The 26,648-nt window shown below is 49.4% G+C and carries 26 protein-coding genes; 18 read left to right on the top strand and 8 right to left on the bottom strand.

From position 1 onward, the window contains the following. Positions 1 to 189 precede the first annotated feature (189 nt). The 7 genes from FHS77_RS00430 to FHS77_RS00400 all read left to right on the top strand — a co-directional run bounded on the left by FHS77_RS00430 (position 190) and on the right by FHS77_RS00400 (position 8,550). Positions 190 to 1,491 (top strand): L,D-transpeptidase family protein, encoded by a 1,302-nt coding sequence (locus FHS77_RS00430; protein ID WP_184219597.1) that lies wholly within the window; start codon positions 190 to 192, stop codon positions 1,489 to 1,491. 184 nt (positions 1,492 to 1,675) lie between these two features. Beyond that, positions 1,676 to 2,974: a serine hydroxymethyltransferase gene (gene glyA, locus FHS77_RS00425; protein WP_184218412.1), complete on the top strand. Its 1,299-nt coding sequence runs from the start codon at positions 1,676 to 1,678 to the stop codon at positions 2,972 to 2,974. A 170-nt stretch (positions 2,975 to 3,144) separates the two neighbouring features. Then, positions 3,145 to 3,633 (top strand): transcriptional regulator NrdR, encoded by a 489-nt coding sequence (gene nrdR, locus FHS77_RS00420; protein ID WP_184218407.1) that lies wholly within the window; start codon positions 3,145 to 3,147, stop codon positions 3,631 to 3,633. Then, positions 3,634 to 4,767 carry a bifunctional diaminohydroxyphosphoribosylaminopyrimidine deaminase/5-amino-6-(5-phosphoribosylamino)uracil reductase RibD gene (ribD, locus tag FHS77_RS00415; protein WP_184218404.1) on the top strand — a complete coding sequence of 378 codons (1,134 nt, stop codon included), beginning with the start codon at positions 3,634 to 3,636 and terminating at the stop codon, positions 4,765 to 4,767. Beyond that, positions 4,767 to 5,381, top strand: a complete 615-nt coding sequence (locus FHS77_RS00410) for a riboflavin synthase (protein ID WP_184218402.1) — start codon at positions 4,767 to 4,769, stop codon at positions 5,379 to 5,381. Before ribD ends, FHS77_RS00410 begins: the two co-directional genes overlap by 1 nt. Before the next feature lie 219 nt (positions 5,382 to 5,600). Next, positions 5,601 to 6,116, top strand: a complete 516-nt coding sequence (gene nusB / locus FHS77_RS00405) for a transcription antitermination factor NusB (RefSeq protein WP_184219594.1) — start codon at positions 5,601 to 5,603, stop codon at positions 6,114 to 6,116. 277 nt (positions 6,117 to 6,393) lie between these two features. After that, a complete protein-coding gene (locus FHS77_RS00400) occupies positions 6,394 to 8,550 on the top strand; it encodes a sodium-translocating pyrophosphatase (protein ID WP_184219591.1) in 2,157 nt (718 codons plus the stop codon). 68 nt (positions 8,551 to 8,618) lie between these two features. Here FHS77_RS00400 and FHS77_RS00395 read toward each other — a convergent pair whose 3' ends face one another. After that, complete coding sequence (locus FHS77_RS00395; protein ID WP_184218399.1) at positions 8,619 to 9,116, bottom strand: outer membrane protein assembly factor BamE; 498 nt, start codon at positions 9,114 to 9,116, stop codon at positions 8,619 to 8,621. A 99-nt stretch (positions 9,117 to 9,215) separates the two neighbouring features. Between FHS77_RS00395 and FHS77_RS00390 the strand changes: the two genes are divergently transcribed. The 7 genes from FHS77_RS00390 to FHS77_RS00360 all read left to right on the top strand — a co-directional run bounded on the left by FHS77_RS00390 (position 9,216) and on the right by FHS77_RS00360 (position 14,296). After that, positions 9,216 to 9,794 carry a ubiquinol-cytochrome C chaperone family protein gene (locus tag FHS77_RS00390; RefSeq protein WP_184218395.1) on the top strand — a complete coding sequence of 193 codons (579 nt, stop codon included), beginning with the start codon at positions 9,216 to 9,218 and terminating at the stop codon, positions 9,792 to 9,794. Continuing rightward, positions 9,794 to 10,351, top strand: coding sequence for a YceD family protein (locus FHS77_RS00385; RefSeq protein WP_184218392.1), 558 nt, complete (start codon positions 9,794 to 9,796; stop codon positions 10,349 to 10,351). The genes FHS77_RS00390 and FHS77_RS00385 overlap by 1 nt, the downstream gene beginning before the upstream one ends. A gap of 131 nt (positions 10,352 to 10,482) precedes the next feature. Beyond that, entirely contained in the window at positions 10,483 to 11,553 is a 1,071-nt protein-coding gene (gene plsX / locus FHS77_RS00380; protein WP_184218389.1) for a phosphate acyltransferase PlsX, read from the top strand. 163 nt (positions 11,554 to 11,716) lie between these two features. Further along, positions 11,717 to 12,688 (top strand): beta-ketoacyl-ACP synthase III, encoded by a 972-nt coding sequence (locus FHS77_RS00375; RefSeq protein WP_184218385.1) that lies wholly within the window; start codon positions 11,717 to 11,719, stop codon positions 12,686 to 12,688. 119 nt (positions 12,689 to 12,807) lie between these two features. Further along, complete coding sequence (locus tag FHS77_RS00370; protein WP_184218382.1) at positions 12,808 to 13,137, top strand: integration host factor subunit alpha; 330 nt, start codon at positions 12,808 to 12,810, stop codon at positions 13,135 to 13,137. A gap of 224 nt (positions 13,138 to 13,361) precedes the next feature. Beyond that, complete coding sequence (locus tag FHS77_RS00365) at positions 13,362 to 13,898, top strand: MerR family transcriptional regulator (RefSeq protein WP_184218379.1); 537 nt, start codon at positions 13,362 to 13,364, stop codon at positions 13,896 to 13,898. A gap of 173 nt (positions 13,899 to 14,071) precedes the next feature. Beyond that, the gene (locus tag FHS77_RS00360) at positions 14,072 to 14,296 is read left to right on the top strand and encodes an alkylphosphonate utilization protein (protein WP_184218376.1); all 225 of its coding nucleotides are present in this window, start codon (positions 14,072 to 14,074) and stop codon (positions 14,294 to 14,296) included. 77 nt (positions 14,297 to 14,373) lie between these two features. On the opposite strand, the gene lipB is transcribed toward FHS77_RS00360, so the two are convergent. The 7 genes from lipB to purC form a co-directional block, all read right to left on the bottom strand. Further along, entirely contained in the window at positions 14,374 to 15,087 is a 714-nt protein-coding gene (gene lipB, locus FHS77_RS00355; protein ID WP_184218371.1) for a lipoyl(octanoyl) transferase LipB, read from the bottom strand. A 164-nt stretch (positions 15,088 to 15,251) separates the two neighbouring features. Beyond that, on the bottom strand, positions 15,252 to 17,486 hold the full coding sequence (gene purL, locus FHS77_RS00350; protein WP_184218368.1) for a phosphoribosylformylglycinamidine synthase subunit PurL: 2,235 nt from the start codon (positions 17,484 to 17,486) through the stop codon (positions 15,252 to 15,254). Positions 17,487 to 17,596: 110 nt separating this feature from the next. Next, positions 17,597 to 18,007 carry a hypothetical protein gene (locus tag FHS77_RS00345; protein ID WP_184218366.1) on the bottom strand — a complete coding sequence of 137 codons (411 nt, stop codon included), beginning with the start codon at positions 18,005 to 18,007 and terminating at the stop codon, positions 17,597 to 17,599. Positions 18,008 to 18,033: 26 nt separating this feature from the next. Then, the gene (locus FHS77_RS00340) at positions 18,034 to 18,681 is read right to left on the bottom strand and encodes a glutathione S-transferase family protein (protein ID WP_184218363.1); all 648 of its coding nucleotides are present in this window, start codon (positions 18,679 to 18,681) and stop codon (positions 18,034 to 18,036) included. A gap of 106 nt (positions 18,682 to 18,787) precedes the next feature. Next, the gene (gene purQ / locus FHS77_RS00335; RefSeq protein ID WP_184218360.1) at positions 18,788 to 19,459 is read right to left on the bottom strand and encodes a phosphoribosylformylglycinamidine synthase subunit PurQ; all 672 of its coding nucleotides are present in this window, start codon (positions 19,457 to 19,459) and stop codon (positions 18,788 to 18,790) included. A 79-nt stretch (positions 19,460 to 19,538) separates the two neighbouring features. Beyond that, the gene (gene purS / locus FHS77_RS00330; protein ID WP_184218357.1) at positions 19,539 to 19,781 is read right to left on the bottom strand and encodes a phosphoribosylformylglycinamidine synthase subunit PurS; all 243 of its coding nucleotides are present in this window, start codon (positions 19,779 to 19,781) and stop codon (positions 19,539 to 19,541) included. Positions 19,782 to 19,871: 90 nt separating this feature from the next. Beyond that, positions 19,872 to 20,636, bottom strand: coding sequence for a phosphoribosylaminoimidazolesuccinocarboxamide synthase (purC, locus tag FHS77_RS00325; protein WP_184218354.1), 765 nt, complete (start codon positions 20,634 to 20,636; stop codon positions 19,872 to 19,874). Positions 20,637 to 20,871: 235 nt separating this feature from the next. Between purC and FHS77_RS00320 the strand changes: the two genes are divergently transcribed. The 4 genes from FHS77_RS00320 (at position 20,872) to FHS77_RS16460 (ending at position 26,647) form a co-directional block, all read left to right on the top strand. Beyond that, positions 20,872 to 21,666, top strand: coding sequence for a YdcF family protein (locus FHS77_RS00320; protein ID WP_184218351.1), 795 nt, complete (start codon positions 20,872 to 20,874; stop codon positions 21,664 to 21,666). Between the two features lie 547 nt (positions 21,667 to 22,213). Further along, positions 22,214 to 23,113 (top strand): DUF2497 domain-containing protein, encoded by a 900-nt coding sequence (locus FHS77_RS00315; RefSeq protein ID WP_184218348.1) that lies wholly within the window; start codon positions 22,214 to 22,216, stop codon positions 23,111 to 23,113. Between the two features lie 187 nt (positions 23,114 to 23,300). Beyond that, a complete protein-coding gene (locus FHS77_RS00310) occupies positions 23,301 to 26,033 on the top strand; it encodes a valine--tRNA ligase (protein WP_184218346.1) in 2,733 nt (910 codons plus the stop codon). 278 nt (positions 26,034 to 26,311) lie between these two features. Beyond that, entirely contained in the window at positions 26,312 to 26,647 is a 336-nt protein-coding gene (locus tag FHS77_RS16460) for a hypothetical protein (RefSeq protein ID WP_374786230.1), read from the top strand. The last annotated feature ends 1 nt before the right edge of the window (position 26,648 follow it).

Here is a 26,648-nt window from a genome sequence, read left to right as displayed (position 1 = left end):
AGAAGGCGCCGGAGTAGGGGCTGAGCGTTGTTACTACTTGAAACCTGCATGACAGACATTAATAAGCCACAAAATAAAGGCTAGCATAAAACCTGTGGTTTATACTTTTATCTTGGCAAAAGTGGCGGGTCTGACAGGCTTTTTAAAGCTGCTGTGAGCTTCGGGAATTGAGCAATGTTTAAATCAGGCATGAAATCAGGAAAGAGTACCGCTATGTCTCAACTGGACAGACGCACGTTTTTGCGCGGTGCCGCCAGCCTTGGCGCGGCAGGTCTCGGGCTTTCAATGGCCGGAACATCTGCTTTTGCGCAAAATGCTCTTAATGATATTATTTCCGCTCCGCGCCGAGGCAACTGGGATGATCAGTTTGATGCGCGCGCCAGCACCAGCAGCCAGCAGCAGGTGGCAACCAATCAGCCGGTGATGAGCCCGCAAACGGTTTCTTATGTGCAGAATGCGATTGCTGAATATAGCAATATTGCCATGCAGGGCGGCTGGCCACAGGTGCCCGGCAATGCCAAGCTGAAACTGGGCGCGAGTGATCCGGCTGTTTCCGTTTTGCGCAAGCGCTTGATGATTACCGGTGATCTGCCGCAAAGCGCTGGTCTTTCCGGCTCTTTCGACTCTTATGTGGATGCAGGTGTCAAACGCTTCCAGTCACGTCACGGCTTGCCGGCTGATGGCGTGATGGGGCAATTTACTTATTCCGCCATGAATATTCCGGTGGATGTGCGTCTTGGTCAGTTGCAGACCAATCTTGGCCGCCTGAACGAGATTGCCAATGTGAATGCGCAGCGCTTTGTGATGGTCAATATTCCGGCGGCACTCATTGAAGCCAATGAAAACGGCCGTGTTTCGCAGCGCCATACGGCGGTGGTCGGTAAGATTGATCGTCAGACCCCGTTGCTGGTTTCCAAAATCCACGAAGTTATTCTTAATCCGTTCTGGACAGCACCGAAGTCGATTATCCTCAAGGATATCATTCCGGTGATGCGTAAAGATCCGACCTATCTGACCCGCAACAAAATTCGTCTTTATGATGCGCAGGGGCAGGAAGTGCCGCCTGAAAGCGTGGACTGGAACACGGATGAGGCCGTGCGCCTGATGTTCCGTCAGGATCCCGGCAAGATCAACGCCATGTCCTCAACCAAAATCAATTTCCATAACAGCCATGCTGTTTATATGCATGACACGCCGCAGCAGAGCTATTTCAACAAGATGATGCGCTTTGACTCGTCCGGTTGTGTGCGCGTGCAGAATGTGCGTGATCTGGATGTGTGGCTGTTGAAAAATACTCCGGGCTGGGATCGTCAGACCATTGAGAACACCATCAAGTCAGGTGAAAACCGTCCGATCCAGCTTGCTGATCCGGTTCCGCTGCATTTTGTTTATGTATCGGCATGGTCAACCGGTGACGGTGTGGTGCAGTTCCGCGATGATATTTACAAGATGGATGGTGCGGCAGAATTGGCAATCGGCACCGATGCCTGATTGTTTCTGAGCAAAATTGAGCAGATCAAAGCCTGTGTGAGCATAAGTCGCACAGGCTTTTTTGTTTCTTTTGTCGGAAACGCGTTTTTCTCACAGCTTTCGATTGGCGCTTGTCGGGCAAATATGATAATCCGCGCTCTTAACTACCAAGCAGCTTTGATCGGCAACCGGAGGGATTAAAACCATGTCGCAGGCAAATCTAGATGCTTTTTTCAACAAGCCACTTGAAGAAGTTGATCCGGATATTTTTGGTGCAATTCGCAACGAACTTGGCCGTCAGCGCCATGAAATCGAGCTGATTGCTTCGGAAAATATCGTTTCACGCGCAGTTCTTGAAGCGCAGGGTTCAATTCTGACCAACAAATACGCCGAAGGCTATCCGGGCAAGCGCTATTATGGCGGCTGCCAATATGTCGACGTGGTTGAAGAACTGGCAATTGAACGTGCGAAAAAGCTGTTCAATGTTGAATATGTCAACGTGCAGCCAAACTCCGGCAGCCAGATGAATCAGGCCGTTTTCCTCGCGCTGTTGCAGCCGGGTGATACATTTATGGGGCTGGATCTGAATTCCGGCGGTCACCTGACCCACGGTTCACCGGTTAACATGTCCGGTAAATGGTTCAATGTTGTTTCCTATGGTGTGAGCGAAGAAGATCACCTGATCGATATGGACGAAGTTGAGCGTATTGCACGCGAAACCAAGCCTAAGCTGATCCTTGCTGGTGGTACTGCTTATTCCCGCGTTTGGGACTGGGAACGCTTCCGCAAAATCGCTGATGAAATCGGCGCTTATCTGATGGTTGATATGGCGCATATTGCTGGTCTCGTTGCTGGTGGCCAGCATCCGTCACCGGTGCCGCATGCGCATGTTTGCACCACCACCACGCATAAATCCCTGCGTGGCCCGCGTGGCGGCATGATCATGACCAATGATGCTGATCTGGCTAAGAAGTTTAACATGGCTGTATTCCCTGGTCTTCAGGGCGGCCCGCTGATGCACGTCATTGCCGGTAAGGCGATTGCATTGGGCGAAGCTTTGCAGCCTGAATTTAAAACCTATGCCAAGAACGTGGTCGACAATGCCCGCACACTGGCAAAGGCTTTGCAGGGCAGCGGCCTTGATATCGTTTCTGGCGGCACCGACAACCATTTGATGCTGGTTGACCTGCGCCCTAAAAATGCAACCGGTAAGCGCGCAGAAGCAGCTCTTGGCCGTGCCAATATTACCTGTAACAAAAACGGTATTCCTTTCGATCCTGAGAAGCCTTTTGTAACATCCGGTATCCGTCTGGGTACACCGGCTGGTACAACCCGCGGCTTTGGCGCAGCAGAATTTACCGAAATCGGTAATCTGATCGGCGAAGTACTGGATGGTTTGAAGGCTTCCAACTCGGATGAAGGCAATGCTGCCGTTGAAGAAGCCGTGAAGAACAAGGTTATCAGCCTGACCGACCGCTTCCCGATGTATGGTTATCAGGGCTGAATGCTCAGGTAGTTGACTAAGTTTGAACCCTGCGTGATCAACCGGTTGCGCAGGGTTTTTCTTCTCCACATTATTTTACCGCTTTGATTATGCGCTTCTCAGGTGATCGGTTATCTTGAGAAACCAGAATCACAATCAGCATTCATGCTGAGCGGTTATGAAAGTTGCCCATGCGCTGTCCTTTTTGCCAGTCTGATGACACTCAGGTTAAAGATTCCCGCCCTGCAGAGGATGGTGCCGTTATTCGTCGCCGTCGTGTCTGTCCGGTTTGTGCGGGGCGTTTTACCACCTTTGAGCGCGTCCAGTTGCGCGATCTGATGGTGCTGAAAAAGAGCGGCCGTAAAGTGCCGTTTGACCGCGATAAACTTACCCGCTCCATTCAGGTGGCCTTGCGCAAACGGGATGCTGACCCGGAGCGGGTGGAGCGTGCGATTTCGGGTATTGTGCGCCAGCTTGAAAGCTCAGGCGAAGCAGAAATTCATTCCGATGAAATTGGTCGTCTGGCGATGGATGCATTGAAGGGCATTGATGATATTGCCTATATCCGTTTTGCCTCTGTCTATCGCAATTTCAGCGAAGCGCTTGATTTTCATAATGTGATTGATGAATTGAATGATGATGCTCCGGCAGCACCTGCTGTCAAGCAAACGGACGATTAAATGCCTGATCGTGAAGGGCTTCATCAGGATGAAATTACAGCGCAGGATTTGCGCTTTATGGCCGCTGCGATTCGTTATTCGCGACGCAATCTTGGGCTGACCTCCACCAATCCGTCTGTCGGAACCTTAATTGTCAAAGATAATGGTTTTGGTCCCGTTATCATCGGGCGTGGTGTTACCGCTCTTGGTGGCCGTCCGCATGCCGAGCGCGAAGCTTTGGCGCAAGCGGGCGAAAATGCGCGCGGTGCCACAGCCTATGTAACGCTGGAACCATGCGCCCATCATGGCAAAACACCACCTTGTGCCGAGGCGCTGATCAGTGCCGGCATTGCCCGTGTGGTTGCCGCAGCCAATGATCCGGATGATCGTGTGAGCGGCAAAGGCTATGCGATGCTGCGTGCAGCGGGCATCGAAGTGCATGAAAATGTGCTGGGGCATATCGCTGCCAATCAGCTTGCCGGATACCTCGTTCGCTCCTTTAAGAAAAGGCCGGAAGTTACTGTAAAGTTAGCGCTTTCTGAAGATTGTTTTATCGGAATACGTGGCTCTGGACAGGTGGCAATTACCGGTTCGGTTGCGCGTTCACAAAGCCATTTGATGCGCGCGGAAAGTGATGCCATTTTAATCGGTATTGCAACGGCGCTGGAAGATGATCCGGAACTCACCTGCCGGTTGGACGGGATGGCGCATCGCTCGCCAATCCGCATTGTGCTGGATAGTGCATTGCGGTTACCGCTTGGTTCAAAGCTGGTGCAGACGGCGGGACATGTACCTCTATGGATTGCCTGCGGCGTTGATGTGCCGCTTGAAAGACGCATTCAATATCAAAATGCCGGATGTCATATTATTGCAACCGATACGAGCGATGGTCAGATTGCTTTGCCGGAATTGCTCAATGATTTAGCTGAACTTGGCGTTTCCACTTTGCTGGTGGAAGGAGGTGCTGCAATCGCAGCTTCATTCCTGCGTGAAGGCTTGGCGGATCGTCTGACACTGTTTCAGGCGCCTGTCAAAATTGGCGCAGACGGTATTTCTGTTGAGGGTTTACAGCACTATATAGACACTGAATTTACGCAAATACGCAGTGCTGATTTTGGCGCTGATCATTATTCAGAATATGTGAGGAAGTCCTGATGTTTACGGGTATTGTCACAGATGTGGGCAAAATTGGTCGTGTTAAACCTTTGAATGAAGGCGTTCTGCTGCGCATTGAAACCGCCTATGATCCGTCCGAGATTGATCTGGGGGCTTCCATTGCATGTTCGGGCGTTTGTCTGACTGTGGTTGCGCTGCCTGAAAAGGGCAGTAATGCCCGTTGGTTTGAGGTGGAGGCATGGGAAGAGGCGCTGCGTCTCACCACTATTTCTGAATGGAAAACCGGCACGCCGATCAATCTTGAGCGCTCATTGAAGCTTGGCGATGAAATGGGCGGGCATCTGGTTTCCGGCCATGTGGATGGCAAGGCAGAAATTATTGCATGTGAAGAAGAGGGCGATGCTGTTCGCTTTACACTACGTGCGCCTGAGCCCTTGGCACCATTTATTGCACAAAAGGGTTCAGTGGCGCTGGATGGCACATCTTTGACCGTCAATGGTGTTGATGGCAATGAATTTGACGTGCTTTTGATCCGTCATTCATTGTCCGTGACCACTTGGGGCGAGCGAAAAGTGGGTGATTTGGTCAATATTGAAATTGATCAGCTCGCTCGTTACGCCGCACGTCTTGCACAATTTTCAAAATCGGCTTAGAGCCTGTTTGAAATTGATGCAGCCCATATAGGGCATGCAGAATAAAGAGATTAACGTATCCCGAAAACTGTAGGACGGTTTTCGGGTAAATTGCGTTTTTGTATCAATAGAGCATTTAGGTGATTTCACAGGAACGCGAAATGCTTTATCTAATGAGGTATGCTGGTTTTCAGCATGAGTTATAATGAGATTTTACAAGAAGTTTTGGAGCGCGAATTAATGACATCCTCGAATGATGGGCAACCTGTAGCCTCCGCTCCGCGTACAGCAAACAAGCGCGGCGTAGCGCGTCTGGCCGCCGTGCAGGCACTTTATCAAATGGATGTGGCCGGAACGGGTATTTCGGAAGTTGTTGCCGAATACGAAGCTTTCCGTTTGGGCAAGGAAGTGGATGGCACGCAATATCTGGATGCCGACCCGCAGTGGTTCCGCGCAATTCTGGCCGGTGTTGTCGCTGAACAGCGCGTGATTGATCCGATGATCCATGAAGCACTGAATGAAGACTGGCCTCTGTCACGCCTTGATTCCACCCTGCGTGCAATTTTGCGTGCGGGTATCTGGGAGTTGAAAACCCGTAAAGATGTGCCGACTGCCGTCATTGTTTCGGAATATGTCGATATTGCCAAGGCTTTTTATGGTGAAGAAGAACCAAAACTGACCAATGCAGTGATGGATCGTCTGGCATTTAAATTGCGCGGTGAAAGCCGTGGTGCGGCTGGCCGCAATAAACGATAATGATCCCTGCTGCCGGTTTTGACAGCTGGCAGCATTGGCCTGAGGCCGGTTTCAACTTCAGCTTGACCTTTAGATATAAGTTCCGCATCTTTCATGTGTAACGGCATGTGAAAGATGCTGAATGATGGGTTGGAACAAGGTTTTGTCTTTTAAGCTCACATTTCAAATCCATTAATCGAATGATGATCCTGCAAGGATTCATCATCAAGGCACTCTCATGCCGATAAACCGATCCGCTTAAAGGGGAACGGATCGCAAAGAAATGGGAGTTAGCTTGATGGAAGTTGGCATAGGGGTTCTTCTTCTTGTTATCGCATGCGGCTTATTTTCAGTGGTCTATGCCGTATTTGCGACCCGTTCAGTTCTTGCAGCAGATCAGGGCAATGCCCGTATGCAGGAAATTGCCGGAGCTATTCGTGAAGGCGCGCAGGCCTATCTGACACGACAATATACAACAATTGCACTCGTGGGCGTGGTGGTTTTTCTGGCTGCCTGGTATTTGCTTTCCATCACCGCTGCGATTGGTTTTCTGATTGGTGCAGTGCTTTCCGGCGTGACCGGTTTTATCGGTATGCACGTCTCGGTGCGTGCCAATGTGCGAACGGCACAAGCTGCTTCGTTCAGTTTGGCTGGCGGGCTGGAGCTTGCCTTTAAATCAGGTGCTATTACCGGCATGCTGGTGGCAGGTTTGGCGCTGCTTGGGGTTTCGCTTTATTATTTCGTGCTGACTTATTATCTGGGTTATGCGCCGTCGGATCGCGTGGTGATTGATGCGCTGGTATCGCTTGGTTTTGGTGCTTCGCTGATTTCCATTTTTGCACGGTTGGGTGGCGGTATTTTCACCAAGGGTGCTGATGTCGGCGGCGATCTGGTGGGTAAAGTAGAGGCAGGTATTCCGGAAGACGATCCGCGTAATCCGGCAACAATTGCTGACAATGTCGGCGATAATGTCGGCGATTGCGCTGGTATGGCGGCGGATTTGTTTGAAACCTATGCGGTGACGGTTGTTGCCACCATGGTGCTGGCGGCAATTTTCTTTGGGGGTAATGCTGAGCTTTCAACCATCATGCTTTATCCGCTGGCGATTTGCGGTGTTTGCGTTTTGACATCCATTGCCGGCACATTTTTTGTCAGACTTGGCGTGTCCGGCTCGATTATGGGCGCACTTTATAAAGGGCTTATCGCTACCGGCATTCTGTCTGTTGTCGGCATTGCTGTTGCCAATCTGCTAACGATTGGTTGGGGCGAGGTGGGTACTGTTGGTGGAGTGGTGATAACCGGCACCAACTTGTTTATCTGCGGTGTTATCGGTCTGATCGTCACCGGATTAATTGTGCTGATTACTGAGTATTACACCGGCACCAATAAGCGGCCGGTCAATTCTATTGCGCAGGCCTCTGTCAGTGGTCACGGCACCAATGTCATTCAAGGCTTGGCAGTGTCGTTAGAATCAACCGCATTACCGGCCTTGGTGATCGTTGGTGGTATTATTTCGACCTATCAATTGGCTGGCCTTTTCGGCACTGCGATCGCGGTAACAGCGATGCTGGGCATCGCCGGAATGATTGTGGCGCTTGATGCATTCGGGCCGGTGACAGACAATGCCGGCGGTATTGCAGAAATGTCCGGCCTTGATGGTGAGGTGCGTAAAGCCACTGATGCGCTGGATGCAGTGGGAAATACTACCAAGGCCGTCACTAAGGGCTATGCGATTGGTTCGGCAGGACTTGGCGCCTTGGTGCTCTTTGCTGCCTATTCCAATGATTTGGCGTATTTCGCTGCCCATGGCGACCAATATCCGTATTTTGCCAATATGGGCGAAGTGTCGTTTGATCTCTCCAATCCTTATGTGGTGGCGGGGCTGATCTTTGGCGGACTCATTCCTTACCTCTTTGGCGGGATGGCCATGACGGCTGTGGGGCGGGCTGCAAGCTCCGTGGTGCATGAAGTGCGCCGACAATTCCGCGAGCATCCGGGCATTATGACCGGTGAGGAGCGGCCTGATTATGCGCGTGCGGTGGATATTTTAACCAAAGCCGCCATCCGCGAAATGATCCTGCCATCATTATTGCCGGTGCTTGCGCCATTGGTGGTTTATTTCGGCGTGTTGTTGATTTCCGGCTCGAAGTCCGCAGCTTTTGCAGCACTTGGTGCCTCATTGCTTGGTGTGATCGTTAATGGCTTGTTTGTGGCTATTTCTATGACGTCAGGTGGCGGAGCATGGGATAATGCCAAGAAAAGCTTTGAGGATGGCTATACCGATAAAGATGGTGTGCTGCATTTGAAAGGCTCGGAAGCCCATAAAGCGTCAGTCACGGGTGATACGGTGGGTGATCCTTATAAGGATACGGCAGGGCCTGCGGTTAATCCGGCGATCAAGATCACCAATATTGTGGCCCTGCTGCTGCTGGCCGTATTGGCGCATTCGGTTTGATTGGAATGAAACATAAAAAACCCCGCTGAAAAGCGGGGTTTTTGTATTGCTGGCATTTCTTAAGCCAATCACATGCCCGGAAGCGATGTTGGTGCCTGGCTAACACCTTTAATGATCTGGGTGAGGAAGGTTTGATCTTTACCGCCGGTTGGAGTAGTGCGGGAAATGAAGTCAAACAACTTACCATCCTGAAGGCCATAATTGGCGATCTGGCTGACTTTGCCGTCTTTATCAAAGTAGACTGCCAAAATCTGGCGGTCGGTAACCTTAGCCGGCATGAACTGTGCGGCACGGTAACGCTTTTGTGAAATATAATAAAATACTTCATTATCAAAGGTTGCGGTGGAAGACGGTGTTCCCATCGCCATCATAACCTGCTCACGGCTCGAGCCAACCGGAATGGAATCCAGAGCCTCTTTATCGAGCACATAGCCTTCGGTCAGTATTTCAGACGGGTTTAGGGTTGATGCGGTATTACATCCTGCTAAACCTGCTGATAAGAGAACCACAGTGCTAGCAAGCATCGCGCCTCTTGTTCGGGGGCTTGTAAAAAATCGCTGCAACAATGACATCTCCATGATCTAAATCAGGGCGGCACTTTCGCCGTTAAGAGAACTTCGGTAAACCACCTTGCAACTGGATGCAATAAGAACGGTCGTCAGATTATGATTCTTCAACTTTTTCGACGCAAATCGAAGGCGAATGAGGCCATTACGCTGCATATTTATGAAAATATCGTGATGGCAGCACGTCAAAAATATTTTTATGCACAATTTCAGGTGCCCGATACACCGCTTGGGCGTTACGAAATGCTGTCATTGCATTTGTTTTTGACGTTGCACCGGCTGAAATCGGATGGTGAAGACAATAAAGTGCTGGCCGCGCTGGGGCAGGATCTGGCGGATGAGTTCTTTAAAGATATCGATCATTCCTTGCGAGAGTTCGGTATTGGTGATCAATCCGTGCCAAAACGTATGAAAAAACTGGCGCGAATGTTTTATGGTCGTGTTGGTTCATACGGAACCGCACTTGATTCTAATGACCGCGAGGCTTTAAGCGCAGCCTTGGCGCGCAATATTCAGCCAGATCTTGAAAACTGGCCGCAAGCAGACGATCTTTGCACATATGTGATGGCGAGCCGTGATCATTTGTCAAAATTGGCAGATCAGGATATTGCAGCAGGCAGATTAGTATTTTTAAACGCGGAAGATTTAACATCGACCGTGCAAGTTGAGACAGCGTAATGCAAGAAGCAGTTTTGAATTTTCCGGTTTCGGTGCAGCATGTGCCGCAAAAAGGCATTGAAGTGACGCTTAAAAGCGATAACAGAGAGCGCGAAGCCTTGGCCGAATCTCATGGTCTGGAAAAGGTTTTGAGCTTTTCTGCAGATTTTATCATTACGCCATGGAAAAAGAGCGGCATTAAAATTCGCGGTAAAATTCAGGCGCAGATCGTACAGGCTTGCGTTGCCACATTGGAGCCGATCGAGAATCAGATTGATGAAGATGTGGAGCTGGTGCTGGTGCCGGAGCATTCTCGTCTTGCCCGTATTCCGCTGGATGAAAGTGGCGAAATGCTGATTTCTGCCGATGGTCCGGATATTCCGGAAACATTTTCCGGCGATAAAATTGATATAGGGGCAATTGCAGAAGAGTTTTTTGACCTCGCAATTGATCCATATCCACGCAAAAGTGATTTGGCTGATTCTGTGGTTGTTACAATTGGCGAAACAGATGAAGAGGCTGATAGTGGTGTTGTTTCACCATTTGCCAGCCTTGCGAATTGGCAGAAGAAAGACTGATTTTTAGCTATTTTCCAAATTTCAGTTGTCTGACTGAAGAAAAAAGCTATTTTCGCGTAAATCTTGAAGCTTAACCGCTGATTTTTGTAAAAAGCTATACGAGCAACAGGGACCGCACAGGACAATCCAGAGTGATAAGAATTTCGATTGACGCCATGGGTGGCGATTTTGGCCCTGAAGTAGTCATACCCGGAGCGGCAATAGCGCTTGAGCGTCATCCGGATATCCGCTTTGTTATTTATGGCTTGGCGGAGCGGGTAGAGCCGGTTCTGGCCAAATATCCTAAGCTTCAGGCCGCATCCGAGTTTCGCGTCAGTGAAATGGCTGTGCGTATGGATGACAAGCCGGGGCAGGCTTTGCGTAACGGACGTGGTAAGTCGTCGATGTGGCAGGCTCTGGAGGCCGTCAAAGACGGTGAGGCGGATGCCTGCGTGTCTGCCGGTAATACCGGCGCGCTGATGGCGATGTCCAAATTTTGCCTGCGCATGATGCCACAGATTGAACGTCCTGCCATTGCAGCAATCTGGCCGAATTCACGCGGCGAGGGCATCGTGCTGGATGTGGGGGCAACCATTGGTGCGGATGCACCGCAGCTCGTGAATTATGCTGTGATGGGCGCTGGTATGGCGCGCGCGCTTTTTGAAGTGAAACGTCCGACGGTCGGCCTTCTCAATGTTGGCGTTGAGGATGTTAAAGGTCTCGATGAAATCAAAGAAGCCGGGCAGATCCTGCGTGATACACCGTTAGATGGTTTTGAATATTATGGTTTTGTTGAAGGTAATGATATCGGCAGCGGCACGGTTGACGTGGTGGTGACCGAGGGATTTACCGGCAATATCGCATTGAAAACCGCTGAAGGCACAGCGCGCCAGATTGCTAATCTGCTGCGTCAGGCCATGAGCCGCACATGGCTTGCCAAGATCGGCTATTTATTTGCCAAGGGTGCATTTGATCGCCTGCGTGAAAAAATGGATCCGAACAAGGTTAATGGTGGTGTGTTTTTAGGGCTCAACGGCGTGGTGATTAAAAGTCACGGTGGTGCTAATGCGGATGGTATCGCGGCTGCTATAGAAGTAGGCTATGATATGGTGCGTAATAAACTTTTAGAGAAAATTACCGCCGATCTGTCGCATTTTCAGCATAGTGCCCCACTTAACCTAAAAACAGATGAGGCAGCGCCTTCTGATGAAGATCAGGCGTGAGATCCCGTCTTTAATGTAAGAAACTTGGCGTTTTTCATAAATGGTGTTAGCTGAGATCAGCTTGAATATATTTGTGGAAAATGCATTTAGGCTTTATTGCCTTTAACTTAATGATAAGCGCTCCCCTTTTGGGGTGTCGATGTCTTGGAAAATGGAAAAAGCGATGATTAGATCTGTCGTTAAGGGTATCGGAACCGCACTGCCGGAGCGTATCGTTAAGAATTCCGATTTGGAAGGTATGGTTGAAACGTCTGATGAGTGGATTGTGCAGCGCACAGGCATTCGTCAGCGTTATATTGCCAATGAAAATGAAACGACTGTTTCGCTCGGTGCGGCAGCAGCACGTGCGGCATTGGAAAATGCCGGTCTGACACCTGATGATATTGATCTGATTGTGGTTGCGACCTCGACCCCGAATAATACATTTCCGGCAAGTGCAGTCGAAATTCAAAAAGAACTCGGTATGACGCACGGCTTTGCATTTGATATGCAGGCTGTTTGCTCCGGTTTTATTTACGCGATCAGTACGGCTGATCTTTATATTCGTGGCGGTATGGCACAACGCGTGCTCGTGATTGGTTCCGAAACCTTCTCACGTATTCTAGACTGGAATGACCGCAGCACCTGCGTTCTTTTTGGCGATGGTGCCGGCGCGATTGTGCTGGAAGCCGGCGAAGGCAAGGGGTTGACCTCTGATCGTGGTATTTTGTCAGCCAATTTGCGTTCCGACGGTTCACATAAGCACAAACTTTTTGTCGATGGTGGTCCTTCAACAACGCAGACCGTTGGTCATTTGCGCATGGAAGGCCGTGAAGTTTTCAAACATGCTGTTGGCATGATCACCGATGTGATTGAAGCTTCTTTTGAAGAAACTGGTCTGACTGCTGACGATATCGACTGGTTCGTGCCGCATCAGGCCAATAAACGCATTATTGATGCATCGGCGAAAAAGCTGAATATTGCTGAAGATAAAGTTGTTATCACCGTTGATCAGCACGGTAATACATCTGCTGCATCCGTACCGCTTGCCCTTGGTGCTGCCGTTAAAGATGGCCGTATCAAGGAGGGTGATCTGGTGCTTTTGGAGGCAATGGGCGGCGGCTTTACTTGGGGCGCTGTGCTGCTTCGCTGGTGATTTTAGCATTTTAAATGAAGGCGCGTGAAAAAGGCTGCTTGACCGAAACCATTTTATTTGTGTAACCTGCTGTCAGTTAAGGATAATATTAGTCCAACGCTAACCAGGTAGGTTCCGTCATGGGGGGTAAGACAGTCACACGCGCAGACTTGGCAGAGGCTGTTTACCGTAAGGTAGGTCTCTCTCGCACAGAGTCAGCAGCACTTGTTGAGATGATTCTCGATGAAGTGTGTGATGCTATTGTGAATGGAGAGACCGTCAAGCTGTCATCTTTTGCCACTTTTCAGGTGCGTGAGAAGAATGAGCGTATCGGCCGCAACCCGAAAACCGGTGAAGAAGTTCCGATTTTGCCGCGTCGGGTTATGACCTTCAAGGCTTCCAATGTCTTGAAACAACGTATTCTTGAAGAACATCAGAAGAGAAGCAAACAGGCGTCTCGCGTCGAATAATCAGCTGCAATCTGTAGTGCTCGTTTAACAGTCAGCTTAAATGCTTGCCTGTAAATAACTGATATTGCATGTTCATTATAGGTGATTCGTACGGTTTTTTATGTGCTTAGACGACTATTCGTTTCAGCATTCTGATGCCGTCATGTATAATGATAATTCTGTAGCTTTGTGATTTGTGTGATCGTAAAGTTAAGAAGCAGACTGTAATATCGAAGGGGCAGTATATGGATAAAGGTCCAGATGCTTTCAGGACAATCAGCGAAGTAGCTGATGATCTTGATTTGCCGCAGCATGTTTTGCGTTTTTGGGAAACGCGGTTTACGCAGATTAAGCCTTTAAAGCGCGGTGGTGGCCGTCGTTATTACCGACCACTCGACGTTGAATTGCTTAAAGGCATCCGTCATTTGCTCTATGATCAGGGCTATACGATTAAAGGCGTTCAAAAGCTTTTACGTGAAAATAATGTTCAGTTCATCATTGCGCTCGGCAATGGTGATGTGGCTGCTATAGAAGCGATTACGAAGCAAAAACAGGTTGAAGCCAGTCGTCATGCGGAAGCTGATGCATTTGATGAATCATCACTTCCCTCCGGCATCAAAGCGCCGGCTGCACCGCGCAAGCTCTTTGGTTTGTTGAAAGGTGAAGAGTCCGGCCCTGTGGGTGCGGATGATCGTCGTGCGTCAAAGGATAATCGCAGCCTGTTGCAGGAAGCCTTATTTGATTTGCTGGAATGCAAACGCCTGCTGGATCAGGTGCGCTAAAGAATGCCTGTCAAAGGGTTATGTTCTGAGGTGAAGAGAAAATGAGCCCGTGCAATTCGAACTGAAAAGCATGGTGCGCTTTAAGCTTTAAATGAAAGCTATTTTAAGTTCTGAAACAGCCTTAAGCCTTGTTTGAAAGAACAGCTTAAGGCTCTTTTTATGGAGTGATAAGCATGAGCGACGAAGTCATTGTAAGAGACAGCAATGGTACTCAGATCAACGAAGGTGATTCCGTCACCTTGATTAAAGATCTGAAAGTGAAGGGTACATCGGAGACCATAAAGCGCGGTACATTGGTTAAAAATGTGCGTTTGAACGGTAATCCGGGCGAAGTTGAATGCAATACCAAGCAGGTTAAAGGTTTGGTGCTGAAGACCGAGTTTTTGAAGAAAGCCTAAGGCTTTTTAAAAAGTGAATGTAAAAAAGAGCATTTTCGCCAAGCGGAAATGCTCTTTTTTGTGCTGTGAATGATAATTTATTCGCCGAATATTGTGCGGAATGTTTTAGCTAAAGCCACGTCGAGATCATCCATGCTGACCGGCAGGCCGAGATCAACCAGACTGGTAACGCCGTGCTCGGTTACACCGCAAGGTACGATGCCGCCGAAATTTTCTAATTCCGGTTCGACATTGAGCGCGATGCCATGAAAACTGACCCAGCGGCGAAGACGAATGCCGATAGCGGCAATTTTATCCTCTGACATCGCGCCATTAGCCAGGCGAGGTTTTTCAGGGCGCGTGACCCAAACGCCGACGCGATCTTCGCGACGTTCGCCTTTGACATTAAATTCGGCCAGTGTCTGGATAATCCATTCTTCGAGCGCGGCCACAAAGGCGCGCACATCTTCACGCCGGCGCTTCAAATCAAGCATCACATAGGCAACACGCTGGCCGGGTCCATGATAGGTATATTCGCCTCCGCGTCCGGTTTCATAAACCGGAAAGCGATCAGGGGTGAGTAGGTCGGAAGCATTGGCACTGGTGCCACCGGTATAAAGGGGCGGGTGCTCCACCAGCCAGACCAGTTCCGGCGCGCCATGCTCGCGGATGGCTTTCACCCGCTCTTCCATGAAGTTCAAGGCATATTCGTAATCCGTCAATCCCTCGGCAATAAGCCACTCGACCGGTCGGATATCGTCCGTCTGGGCATGAAAATAAGTATTGAGATGATCGCGGGAAAAATCAGACATAGAAAAGCTCGGTTATAAATGCGGGTATTGAATACTCATTATGGGGTTTGAAATGGGCAATTGTTAGATGGCAATTTGCCTCTGCTGTCGTATCAAACCTAACCCCAAAAGATAAAAGGCTGCGTTTTGAAACGCAGCCTTTTGTTTTCAAAAACCAATTTGGTTTATTCGGCAGCTTCAACGCCGTTCATGTAGTTCGGGAACCAGCCTTCATAGGATGCTTTCAGTGCATCGACTGAAACCTTGCAAGCGTCACCGAAATTCAACTCGGTGCCGCCAACGGTGCCCAGAATTCGGAACGGAATGCCGGAACCTTCTGCATTGAGCGCCAGAAGGTTGGCAGTTTCAGCAGAGGTTGAAACAACATAACGTGCCTGATCTTCACCAAACATCAGTGCATGGCGTGCGCCTTCACCAAGTTCGATGCTTGCACCTTTGCCGGATTTGATTGCCATTTCAGCAACTGCCAGTGCCAAACCACCGTCAGACAGATCGTGACAAGCTGTTACCTGACCATTGCGGATTGCGGAGCGAACGAAATCGCCGTTGCGCTTTTCAATGGCCAAATCAACGGATGGAGGCGGGCCGTCGGCACGGTCAAACAGATCGCGTAAGTAGATTGACTGGCCAAGATGCGTACCGTCACCACCGAGCAGGATCAGCACATCGCCATCCTGCATGCCGCCGATTTTAGCCATCTGCTTCCAATCAGGAATGAGGCCGACACCGGCAATGGTTGGGGTAGGCAGGATCGCCTGACCATTGGTTTCGTTGTAAAGCGATACGTTACCGGAAACGATCGGGAAACCGAGTGTGCGGCATGCTTCGCCGATACCTTCAATGGCTTTAACCAGCTGACCCATTACCTCCGGCTTTTCAGGATTGCCGAAGTTGAGGTTGTCGGTGGAAGCCAAAGGCTCTGCGCCAACCGCGGTCAGGTTGCGCCAGCATTCTGCAACAGCCTGCTTGCCGCCTTCAAACGGATCAGCTTCGCAATAACGCGGTGTGACGTCTGATGAGAAAGCAAGTGCTTTGGTTTCATGGCCGTCAACGCGGATCACACCGGCATCACCACCAGGAATTTGCAACGAATTGCCCTGAATGATGGTGTCGAACTGTTCGTAAACCCAGCGACGTGAAGACTGATCGGCAGAGCCTACCAGTTTCAAAAGCGCATCGGCATAATCTTCAACTTCCGGAACAGAAGCAAGGCTCAGCGGTGCATGACGACCTGGTTCTTTCCATGGACGATCATATTCAGGCGCTTCATCACCGAGTTCTTTAATCGGCAGATTAGCAACTTCAACGCCCTGATGGATGACGCGGAAGCGCAGATCATCAGTGGTTTTACCAACGATTGCGAAATCCAGACCCCATTTAACGAAAATGGCTTCTGCTTCTTCTGCCTTTTCAGGTTTCAGAACCATCAGCATGCGTTCCTGACTTTCAGAAAGCATCATTTCGTAAGCGGTCATGTTTTCTTCGCGCACAGGCACATGATCAAGTATCAGTTCGATGCCGAGGTCGCCTTTAGCGCCCATTTCAACAGCCGAACAGGTAAGACCTGCTGCACCCATATCCTGAATAGCGATAACCGCACCGGATGCCATCAGCTCAAGGCAAGCTTCAAGCAGGCATTTTTCGGTAAACGGATCACCAACCTGAACGGTTGGGCGCTTTTCTTCAATGGTTTCATCAAATTCAGCCGATGCCATTGTCGCGCCGCCAACACCGTCACGGCCGGTTTTGGCACCCAGATAAACAACCGGCAGGCCAACGCCTTCAGCTTTTGAGTAGAAAATCGCGTCGGTTTTAGCCAGTCCCGCTGCAAAAGCGTTGACGAGGATATTATCGTTATAACGCTTGTCGAAATTGACCTCACCGCCAACAGTCGGCACGCCGAATGCGTTGCCGTAACCGCCAACACCGGAAACAACACCGGAAACGAGGTGGCGGGTTTTTGGATGGGACGGCTCACCAAAGCGCAGCGCATTCATGGCTGCAACCGGACGCGCACCCATGGTGAATACGTCACGCAAAATACCGCCAACACCTGTTGCCGCGCCCTGATAAGGCTCGATATAGGACGGATGGTTGTGGCTTTCCATCTTGAAAACGATGCAGTCGCCATCGCCGATATCAACCACACCGGCGTTTTCGCCAGGACCCTGAATAACACGCGGGCCGGTTGTCGGCAGCGTACGCAGCCATTTTTTAGATGATTTGTAAGAGCAGTGCTCATTCCACATGGCAGAGAAAATGCCAAGCTCTGTATAGCTTGGTTCACGGCCGATAAGACCGAGAATGCGCTGATATTCATCCGGCTTCAGGCCGTGCGCTTCGATCAGTTCTGGCGTGATTGCCTGATTGTTTGTGATATTGGATGAGGAATTGGTCATGGAAACAGAAAACCCACCGAAAATCTAGTGTTTCAAGCGGCTTCTTTACCGCAAGATGAGGAGGAGTGCGAGTATAAAAAGCCTGAAATTCAGGCTTTACCGCGGTTTATTCAGGAACATTTTTTTTGCCCTTCAGCCCAAAGCTTTACATCATGGGCAATTTTTGAACCGACAGGTTGCCCCATCATTGGTCCGAAAACTTCAATTTTAGCCGGATTGCCTTCCGCCTGCACAACAAGCAACGGACGGGCAGTCGGGTTTTTAACCGGCACTAATAAAAAGCGCGGCCGGCCTGAAAAAGAATTAAGCTCTGCGGCCATCTTATAGACGCGGAAATCTTTTTCTTTTGATTTGAACCAGCAGGCTGTGGCCGCCTGGCTCATCATCTCCATTATCGGCAGAGCCGCTTGGGAAGATGTTAATGTCAAAGGTCCGGGGCCTGGCTTAAGGGCAGACTGGCAGGACGATAAGAACAATAAAGCTGACAGACCCAAAGCTGTAGCGAGATGAAACTTGAACAAGTGCAGGCTCCGCCAGCTTATAAGTTTTATACCAGATGCGGTCTGGCCGCGACCAAACCATCATGCATTTCGTTCCAGACGGTAGCAAGCGCATCGTCCTGACGGGCATTGGCGGCATAGGCGTCAAATTTAGGAAAATCGTCAAACAGTGTCGGGCAATTGCTGAGCTTTTTGATTGGCTCTAAGAAGAAGCGGATCGGCAGCAGCCAGCAATCAGCAAGGGTTGGATGATCGCCCAAAGCATAGGCTTCACCGGTCATGCGCTCTTCCAAAATTGCAAGGCCGCGCTTTATGACAGCAATTTGAGCATCAATTTTTTGTTGGCGATCAGCTGCATCGGCAGGCAATTTGAAGATGTTGAGAGCTGGTGTCAGCACTTCAAGTTCGGCCATACGTGCTAATAAGCGGATGAGTGCACGATCTTTAGGATCCTGCGGCAAAAGCGGCGTATCGGTAAATTTTTCTTCCAGATATTCGGCAATGATAATGGCTTCAAACAAAGCGGTGCCAGAGCCGGTCACCAGAACCGGTACGCGCTTAACCGGTGTGATGTCAGCGATCTGCTCTTGAAACGGGTAGGGCAGATCGACCAGTTTAAGCGGAATGTTTTTCAGATAAGCAGTGGCGCGGATTGCCGCTGCATAAGGAGAAAGAGGCCGGGAATAGAGTTTCATGGGTCGCAATCTCCTTGATGCTTAAGCGCTTTAATGGTGAGTTTTAACGCTCACACCGTTTCAAACGAAAACAAGTTTATCTGAGCTGAAAGACGGTTTACGTCAATCAGGCAGCCAGTCCGAGGGCACCCGCAAATAATGCACGTCCGTCATTACCGCCATGTGCTGCTTCAATCAGGTTTTCGGGATGCGGCATCATGCCGAGCACGTTGCCGCGTTCGTTCATAATACCTGCGATATTATTAACAGAGCCGTTCGGGTTTGTGCCTTCCGCATAGCGGAACAGAACCTGACCATTGTCTTCCAGGCGCTTCAATGTTTCTGCGTCAGCAAAATAATTGCCATCATGATGCGCTACCGGGCAACGGATAATCTGGCCTTGCTGATAGCCGCGGGTGAAGGCTGAAGTGTTATTGGCAACTTCGAGTTTGACTTCACGGCAGACAAATTTCAGCGATGTGTTGCGCATCAATGCACCGGGCAGCAGACCTGCTTCGAGCAGAATCTGGAAGCCGTTGCACACGCCCATAACCTTGACGCCTTTTTCAGCTTTTTCACGTACAGCCTGCATAACAGGCATGCGTGCAGCAATGGCGCCGCAACGCAGATAGTCACCATAAGAAAAGCCGCCCGGAATGACGATGAGATCAACATCATCAGGGATGCTGGTATCAGTCTGCCAGACAGTGACAGGCGCCTGACCGGAGATCTTTGTTAAAGCGGCAATCATATCGCGGTCGCGATTGAGGCCCGGAAGGAGAATGACAGCGGATTTCATGACACCAATCGTCCTATTGTTCATATAACAAAAGTGAAAAGACCGGCTTGAGGCGCACCTCAAGCGATCTTATCAATGGTCAGAGAATAGTGATACTATAATCTTCGATGACGGTATTGGCGAGAAGCTTTTCGCACATTGCCGTGAGGTTGGCTTCTGCGGCAACTTTATCACTGCCTTCCAGCTCAACATCAAAAACCTTGCCCTGACGGACAGAGTTGACGCCATCAAAACCAAGGCTGCCTAATGCGCCAACAATTGCTTTGCCCTGAGGGTCGAGAACGCCGTTTTTCAATGTAACGGTGACACGTGCTTTGATCACTGTTTTATCCTGTAAAAAAGATTGCCGTAAAAGCTGTTTTAGAAATCATAGAGCCCGCCTGATTTTGTCAAGGCGGGCTTTATGAGATTTTTATTTCACCAGAACGGGGCCGGTCGGACGGCTTGGCTCATTTTCATTCATGATGCCAAGGCGGCGGGCGACTTCCTGATAGGCTTCAACCAAGCCACCCATATCGCGGCGGAATCGGTCTTTGTCCATCTTTTCATTGGTGTTGATATCCCAAAGACGGGCGGAATCCGGTGAGATTTCGTCCGCAATGACGATGCGCATCATGTCGCCTTCCCACAGGCGGCCACATTCGATCTTGAAGTCCACCAGCTGAATGCCGATGCCAAGAAACAAGCCGGTGAGAAAATCATTGGCGCGGATCGCCAGCGTCATAATGTCATCAAGCTCTTGCGGGCTTGCCCAGCCAAAAGCGGTAATGTGTTCTTCCGATACCATCGGATCATCAAGCGCATCGGCTTTATAATAGAATTCGACGATTGAGCGCGGTAAAATGGTGCCTTCTTCAAGGCCGAGACGTTTGGCCAGAGAGCCAGCCGCCACATTGCGCACCACCACTTCCAAAGGAACGATTTCAACTTCCCTGATCAGCTGCTCACGCATATTGAGGCGCTTGATAAAATGGGTAGGAATGTTGATCCGGTTCAAAAGCTGAAAAATATGCTCGGAAATACGATTGTTCAGCACACCTTTGCCATCAATAACTTCGTGTTTCTTGTTATTGAACGCAGTGGCATCATCTTTGAAAAACTGGATGAGAGTACCTGGCTCAGGTCCTTCATAAAGAATCTTGGCCTTACCCTCGTAAATACGGCGGCGACGGTTCATGGTTTTTCCCGGATATGGAAATCTGTGATGCGCGGGTTATAACTTCCGCAGTGTATGCGCGCTACCTATAGCAAATTAGCCATTTTAACAATGGCGCATTAAGCGGATTGTTAAAATTTTATGAATGGGCGGTGATCTGTCGCGTGAAATAGCCTTGTCACAGACTATGCCACTTTGTTTTACGTGATAAATCAGGCAGGCTATATAGATGTAAAATGTGACATTAAGGGGCTTCATGTTTTTCAGTTTGTCCAAAATTATCTGGCTATTCATGCAGCCCTTGTCGGTGTTGCTGGTTTTATGCCTTTTTTGTGTTGGCGCTATCTATCTCGGTTGGAAGATTTTGGCGATCACATCCGTCTTAATGGCTTGTTTTATCATTCTGTTATGCGGTTTTACCACTTTGGGCTCGGTGCTGCTCAATCCATTGGAGGAGCGCTTCCAGCGACCACACAAACTGCCTGAAAGCATTGATGGCATTATTGTTCTTGGTGGATATATGAGCGGCGAGATCAATGCGGCGCGCGGCGGCACGGAATTAAACAGCGCCGGAGACCGTATTGTGGAGACCATGCGCCTTGCCAAGATTTATTCAAAAGCAAAAATTGTGGTATCAGGTGGCGAGGGCTCTTATTTTAATAAGTCAAAACCGGATGCCGAGAGTACGCGTGAGCTTTTTAATGCTTTTCAAGTGGATGATGGCAATGTGATCTATGAAGCGCAATCACGCAATACAATTGAAAATGCGCAAATGACCCGTGATTTGGTCAAGCCGGAGAAAGGGCAAAACTGGCTCTTGATCACCTCAGCCTATCATATGCCGCGTTCGGTCGGTGTCTTTAGGAAAGCCGGTTTTGATGTGATCGCATGGCCGGTGGATTATAAAACTGTGCCGGACACGCAATTTCATTTCTATTTTCAAAATGCCAATGAAGCTTTTTCGCGCAGCTCGACCGCATTTCATGAATGGCTTGGATTGGTTATTTATTGGTGGAACGGCAGGATTGATCACCTGTTCCCTGAGCCGTAAAGGGCTTGTTTTTGTCGTAATAATTACAGTTTTATTAATGTGGATTTAAGATTAAGTATCTGATTTTATTGAGGTGATATTTGTCAATTCATGTTTGTGCATAGCTTGCGCCACATTTATGCCTTAAAGAGTGATTGCGTAAAATTGACGCTCGTTCTATAGAGAGAACAGAAGTTTTATTAGCAGAAAAGATGCGCATAAAAATGGACGAAACTGTTCAAAAATCGTGCTGAGGCATTGCTCTTTGGGGTGCCGTAGCTTTGATGTCAGTTATTATTTTGGCCTATTTATTTTCAGTTTAAGTTTTTCATAAAAGCGGGCGCTTAGCATTTGATTGCAGCGCCCGCTTTTTTGTGTCCTGTTTTAAGTGTTGTGGCATGATGGCTGCCAAATAATCGAATCGCTTCGAAGATATCTTTATTAATAAATGATAAATCTGTGAGTTTGCGTCTTGTCTGGCCGCTAAGGGATTCTCAAATCGTTAATAGTTCGTTACTTTAGTCCGATAAGATTCGCTTCTCCGGCGAGAATATGGGATACAAAGACTATGGCACAGGCATCAAGCGCGGCTCGTGAGCCTTCAATGGAAGAAATCCTCGCTTCTATCCGTCGTATTATCGAGGATAGCGATGTGACACGGCAGGGTGTGGCGGACGTAGTACAGGCAGAAAAACCTGTACTGCGCAGCGAACCGGTTAGTCGTGGTGAGGTTGCCCCGTTTCGTCGTCCCAATGTGGAGGCGGTTGAAGCTTTTGCGTCAAATTCTGTGCAGGAAGAAGAGCCTGCATCTATATCAGCAACTATTTCATCCGCATCACGTAACTTTGAGCGCCCTTTATTGCAGGAAAAAGCTGCTGCAGCGCCAGCCTCGAAGCCCGAAACTTTACGCAGCTCGGTGATTTCAGCCGTGTCTGCTGCTATTGAACAACCTGAAGAGACTGACACGGATGCTCCTGTGTTTCATAGCGATATGAGCCTGCGCGGCGCTTTCGATGTGGAACAGGGGACTGCTGACTATGTAGCAGTTAAGCCGGTTCCGGCTAATGATGCATCAATGGATGTTGATATGACTGTTACCGCACAGCCTGAAAAGAGTGCTGATGCTGCTGATTTCAATGTCAGAGAGAAAGTCGAACAGAGCGTGGAAAATGATATCCATAAGATTATCTCGGAAATGATGGAGAAACAGCCGGAAGCGGCTCCTGAAGAAGCGGCAGCTAAGCCAGCCGCACCTTTGGCATCGGCTTCCACCAAGCAGCAGGTTTCGGCTTCTTTTGAACAATTGTCAGAAGCTGTGCGTCAGGAGCGTATTCGCTCGCTGGAAGAGCAGGCAGAAGCGCTCTTGCGTCCGATGCTGCAAAACTGGCTGGATGAGAACCTGCCAAGCATGGTTGAGCGTCTCGTGCGTGAAGAAATTGAGCGCATGGTTCGCGGTGATCAGTACTGATTTATAAAGATAAGTTGGAATGCGCTAATCCCGTCATTATATATGGCGGGATTATTGTTTTTTGACACAAAACCCATGGGGGTTTAAGAGGTCAATCAAAGTGACTCTCATTTAGGCTTGATTATTGAGTGAAGGCGGCAAACTGCTGAATTAATCTTCATTCTTTGCACAACGACCGGACAGTTTGATGCTAGAAAAAACATATGATGCAGCGGCAACAGAGCCGAAAATTGCTGAGCGATGGGAAGAGGCAGGCGCGTTTAAAGCGGGTGCCGGTGCTAAGGAAGGCGCGGAGCCGTTTACAATCGTTATTCCGCCGCCAAATGTCACCGGTTCTTTGCATATGGGCCATGCGCTGAACAATACGATTCAGGATATTCTGGTTCGTTTTGAACGTATGCGCGGCAAAAACGTGCTGTGGCAGCCAGGCTTCGATCATGCGGGTATTGCAACCCAGATGGTTGTCGAGCGTCAGCTGGCCGAACGTAAAGAACCGAACCGTCATGCGATGGGACGTGAAAAATTCGTTGAACGCATCTGGCAGTGGAAGAATGAATCCGGTGGCATGATTTCCAATCAGCTGCGCCGTCTTGGTGCATCTTGCGATTGGTCGCGTGAACGCTTCACCATGGATGAAGGTCTTTCCAAAGCGGTTCTGGAAGTGTTTGTAACCCTTCACCGCGAAGGCTTGATTTATAAAGACAAGCGTCTGGTTAACTGGGACCCGAAATTGCTGACGGCGATTTCTGATCTGGAAGTTGAACAGCGCGAGATTAAAGGTAATTTGTGGCACTTCCGCTATCCGCTGGAAGGTGTGACCTTTAACGCCGAAGATCCAAGCACTTATATTGTTGTTGCCACAACGCGTCCTGAAACCATGCTGGGCGATAGCGGTGTTGCCGTTAATCCGGAAGATGAGCGCTATCAGGCTCGTATAGGCAAGTCCGTTATTCTGCCGCTGGTTGGCCGTGCTATTCCGATTGTTGGTGATGATTATGCTGATCCGGAAGCCGGTTCCGGTGCGGTTAAAATTACGCCTGCGCATGATTTCAACGACTTTGAAGTTGGCAAACGCAATGATCTGCGCAAAATCAACATCATGGCGCCTGATGCCACCATCTGCCTGAAAGATAATGAAGAGTTTCTGGCGGGTGTGGCTGCCAGCGCTGAGCTTGATGCATTGATTGCTGAGCTTGATGGTCAGGACAGATTTGCTGTTCGCAAAGCCATTGTCGCCAAGATGGAAGAGGGTGGTTATCTCGAGAAAATCGAAGAGCACACCCATATGGTTCCGCATGGCGACCGTGGCGGCGTGCCGATTGAGCCGCTTTTGACCGACCAATGGTATGTCAATGCTGCCGAAATGGCTAAGCCTGCGATCGACAGCGTTCGTGAAGGCCGCACTGCGATTGTACCAAAAACATGGGAAAAGACATATTATGACTGGATGGAAAACATTCAGCCATGGTGCATTTCCCGCCAATTGTGGTGGGGACACCAGATCCCTGCATGGTATGGCCCGGATGGCGAAATCTTCGTTGAGAAAAGCGAAGCGGAGGCTTTGGCTTCGGCAGAAAAGCATTATGGCAAGCCGACTGAACTGACCCGTGATCCGGATGTTCTGGACACATGGTTCTCATCTGCTTTGTGGCCATTCTCGACCCTTGGCTGGCCTGACAAAACACCGGAGCTGGAAACCTATTACCAGACCGACGTTTTGGTGACCGGTTTTGACATTATCTTCTTCTGGGTTGCCAGAATGATGATGATGGGGCTTCATTTCATGGATGAAGAGCCGTTCCACACCGTTTATGTTCATGCGCTGGTGCGTGATAAAAACGGCGCGAAAATGTCGAAGTCCAAAGGCAATGTCATTGATCCGCTGGAACTGATTGACGAATATGGTGCGGATGCGCTGCGCTTTACGCTGGCTATTATGGCGGCACAGGGACGTGATGTTAAGCTCGATCCTGCGCGTATTGCCGGTTACCGCAATTTCGGCACCAAGCTGTGGAATGCGACCCGTTTTGCGCAGATGAACGGCGTGAAGCACGATCCGAATTTCAAGCCGGAACAGGCAAAACTGGCGGTTAACCGTTGGATTTTGACTGAGCTGACACAGGCCGCTAACGCCATCACTGCCGGCATTACCAGCTATCGCTTCAATGAAGCGGCTTCTGCTGCCTATCGCTTTGTCTGGAACCAGTTCTGTGACTGGTATCTGGAATTGCTTAAACCCATTTTCATGGGCGATGATGAAGCTGAAAAAGCGGAAGCGCAGGCCTGTGCGGCTTATTGCCTGGATGAGATCTATCGTCTGCTGCATCCGTTTATGCCGTTCATGACAGAAGAGCTTTGGGCTCTGACCGCTGGTGAAGGCGAAAAGCGTGACAGCGTTTTGGCTTTGGCTCAGTGGCCGGAACTGTCTTTTGAAGATAATGAAGCTGCAACCGATGTTAACTGGCTGATTGATCTGGTAAACGGTATCCGTTCGGTTCGCTCTGAAATGAACGTGCCGCCATCAGCTAAGGCACCATTGACGGTTCTGGAAGCAAGCGCTCAGACCAAAGAGCGTTTTGAGCGTCATGATGCGGCAATCAAACGTCTGGCACGCGTGGAAAATGTTGAATTTTCTGATGCAGCTCCAAAAGGTTCAGCACAACTGGTTATCGGTGAAGCAACGGCATGTATGCCGCTGGGCAGCCTGATTGACCTGAGTGCGGAAACTGCGCGTCTGACAAAAGAAGCCGGTAAAATTGATGCAGAAATGCAGAAGATCAATGCCAAGCTTTCGAATGAAAAATTTGTTGCCAATGCACGTGAAGACGTGGTGGCAGCAGAACGTGCCCGTCTTGTTGAATTGCAGGAAGCCGCAGAAAAAGTGGCATTGGCACAAAAGCGTATTCAGGAAGCCGGATAAGCTGATCTGAAACTTTAAAACGCCCGCGATGCAACTTTGTGTAATTGCATCGCGGGTATTTTTTTGTCTATTTTTAATTATTGATTTTAATCCGTTGTTTTAATTGTGTGATTTATTGCCTCATCTACAACTAAAGTTTGAAATTGATCACTGGATCATTCATGGTGTACTGGGGAATTTATGAAAACTGGCATATTGCGGAATAGAGCCGCAGGGGAAAAATGCGCGTGAAAATAAAAAAAGCTACAAAGTTTTCGTGTGTTTTGACTGCTGCTCTGATGGGTGGAACCTACTTTGCGCAAGCGGGTGGCTTTGAGCGTAGTTCGCAGGATTTTGACATTCTGTTTGAAGCAGGCAATCAGATTGAAAGTGCGGCGACTTTCGTTCTGCCGCAACGAAAACTTAAAAATATTCGTCCTATTGCACCGGAATTACACTCGGCGCCGGTTACAAAAGATAGCGTCAATGAGGGGAAATCTTATTGGGTGCCCAAAATTTCGGCACGTTTCCAGCTTGCTGATAATGTTGCTTGCGCAGCGCAATATCGTCAGCCCTGGGGCATCACGATGGATGTCGGTAGCGATACTTTGCGCCGCTATAGTTCGATTGAGTAAG

The organism is Paenochrobactrum gallinarii, from assembly GCF_014205685.1.
Classification (GTDB): Bacteria; Pseudomonadota; Alphaproteobacteria; order Rhizobiales; family Rhizobiaceae; genus Paenochrobactrum; species Paenochrobactrum gallinarii.
The sequence above is the reverse complement of the archived record's forward strand: the minus strand, read 5'-3'. Positions and strand labels throughout refer to the sequence as shown.

Bases quoted from the DNA above. Each gene is read 5' to 3' on its own strand.
- FHS77_RS00430 (WP_184219597.1), top strand. From the start codon at position 190: ATGAAATCAGGAAAGAGTACCGCTATGTCTCAACTGGACAGACGCACG.
- glyA (WP_184218412.1), top strand. From the start codon at position 1,676: ATGTCGCAGGCAAATCTAGATGCTTTTTTCAACAAGCCACTTGAAGAA.
- nrdR (WP_184218407.1), top strand. From the start codon at position 3,145: ATGCGCTGTCCTTTTTGCCAGTCTGATGACACTCAGGTTAAAGATTCC.
- ribD (WP_184218404.1), top strand. From the start codon at position 3,634: ATGCCTGATCGTGAAGGGCTTCATCAGGATGAAATTACAGCGCAGGAT.
- FHS77_RS00410 (WP_184218402.1), top strand. From the start codon at position 4,767: ATGTTTACGGGTATTGTCACAGATGTGGGCAAAATTGGTCGTGTTAAA.
- nusB (WP_184219594.1), top strand. From the start codon at position 5,601: ATGACATCCTCGAATGATGGGCAACCTGTAGCCTCCGCTCCGCGTACA.
- FHS77_RS00400 (WP_184219591.1), top strand. From the start codon at position 6,394: ATGGAAGTTGGCATAGGGGTTCTTCTTCTTGTTATCGCATGCGGCTTA.
- FHS77_RS00390 (WP_184218395.1), top strand. From the start codon at position 9,216: ATGATTCTTCAACTTTTTCGACGCAAATCGAAGGCGAATGAGGCCATT.
- FHS77_RS00385 (WP_184218392.1), top strand. From the start codon at position 9,794: ATGCAAGAAGCAGTTTTGAATTTTCCGGTTTCGGTGCAGCATGTGCCG.
- FHS77_RS00375 (WP_184218385.1), top strand. From the start codon at position 11,717: ATGATTAGATCTGTCGTTAAGGGTATCGGAACCGCACTGCCGGAGCGT.
- FHS77_RS00370 (WP_184218382.1), top strand. From the start codon at position 12,808: ATGGGGGGTAAGACAGTCACACGCGCAGACTTGGCAGAGGCTGTTTAC.
- FHS77_RS00365 (WP_184218379.1), top strand. From the start codon at position 13,362: ATGGATAAAGGTCCAGATGCTTTCAGGACAATCAGCGAAGTAGCTGAT.
- FHS77_RS00360 (WP_184218376.1), top strand. From the start codon at position 14,072: ATGAGCGACGAAGTCATTGTAAGAGACAGCAATGGTACTCAGATCAAC.
- lipB (WP_184218371.1), bottom strand. From the start codon at position 15,087: ATGTCTGATTTTTCCCGCGATCATCTCAATACTTATTTTCATGCCCAG.
- purL (WP_184218368.1), bottom strand. From the start codon at position 17,486: ATGACCAATTCCTCATCCAATATCACAAACAATCAGGCAATCACGCCA.
- FHS77_RS00340 (WP_184218363.1), bottom strand. From the start codon at position 18,681: ATGAAACTCTATTCCCGGCCTCTTTCTCCTTATGCAGCGGCAATCCGC.
- purQ (WP_184218360.1), bottom strand. From the start codon at position 19,459: ATGAAATCCGCTGTCATTCTCCTTCCGGGCCTCAATCGCGACCGCGAT.
- purC (WP_184218354.1), bottom strand. From the start codon at position 20,636: ATGAACCGTCGCCGCCGTATTTACGAGGGTAAGGCCAAGATTCTTTAT.
- FHS77_RS00320 (WP_184218351.1), top strand. From the start codon at position 20,872: ATGTTTTTCAGTTTGTCCAAAATTATCTGGCTATTCATGCAGCCCTTG.
- FHS77_RS00315 (WP_184218348.1), top strand. From the start codon at position 22,214: ATGGCACAGGCATCAAGCGCGGCTCGTGAGCCTTCAATGGAAGAAATC.
- FHS77_RS00310 (WP_184218346.1), top strand. From the start codon at position 23,301: ATGCTAGAAAAAACATATGATGCAGCGGCAACAGAGCCGAAAATTGCT.
- FHS77_RS16460 (WP_374786230.1), top strand. From the start codon at position 26,312: ATGGGTGGAACCTACTTTGCGCAAGCGGGTGGCTTTGAGCGTAGTTCG.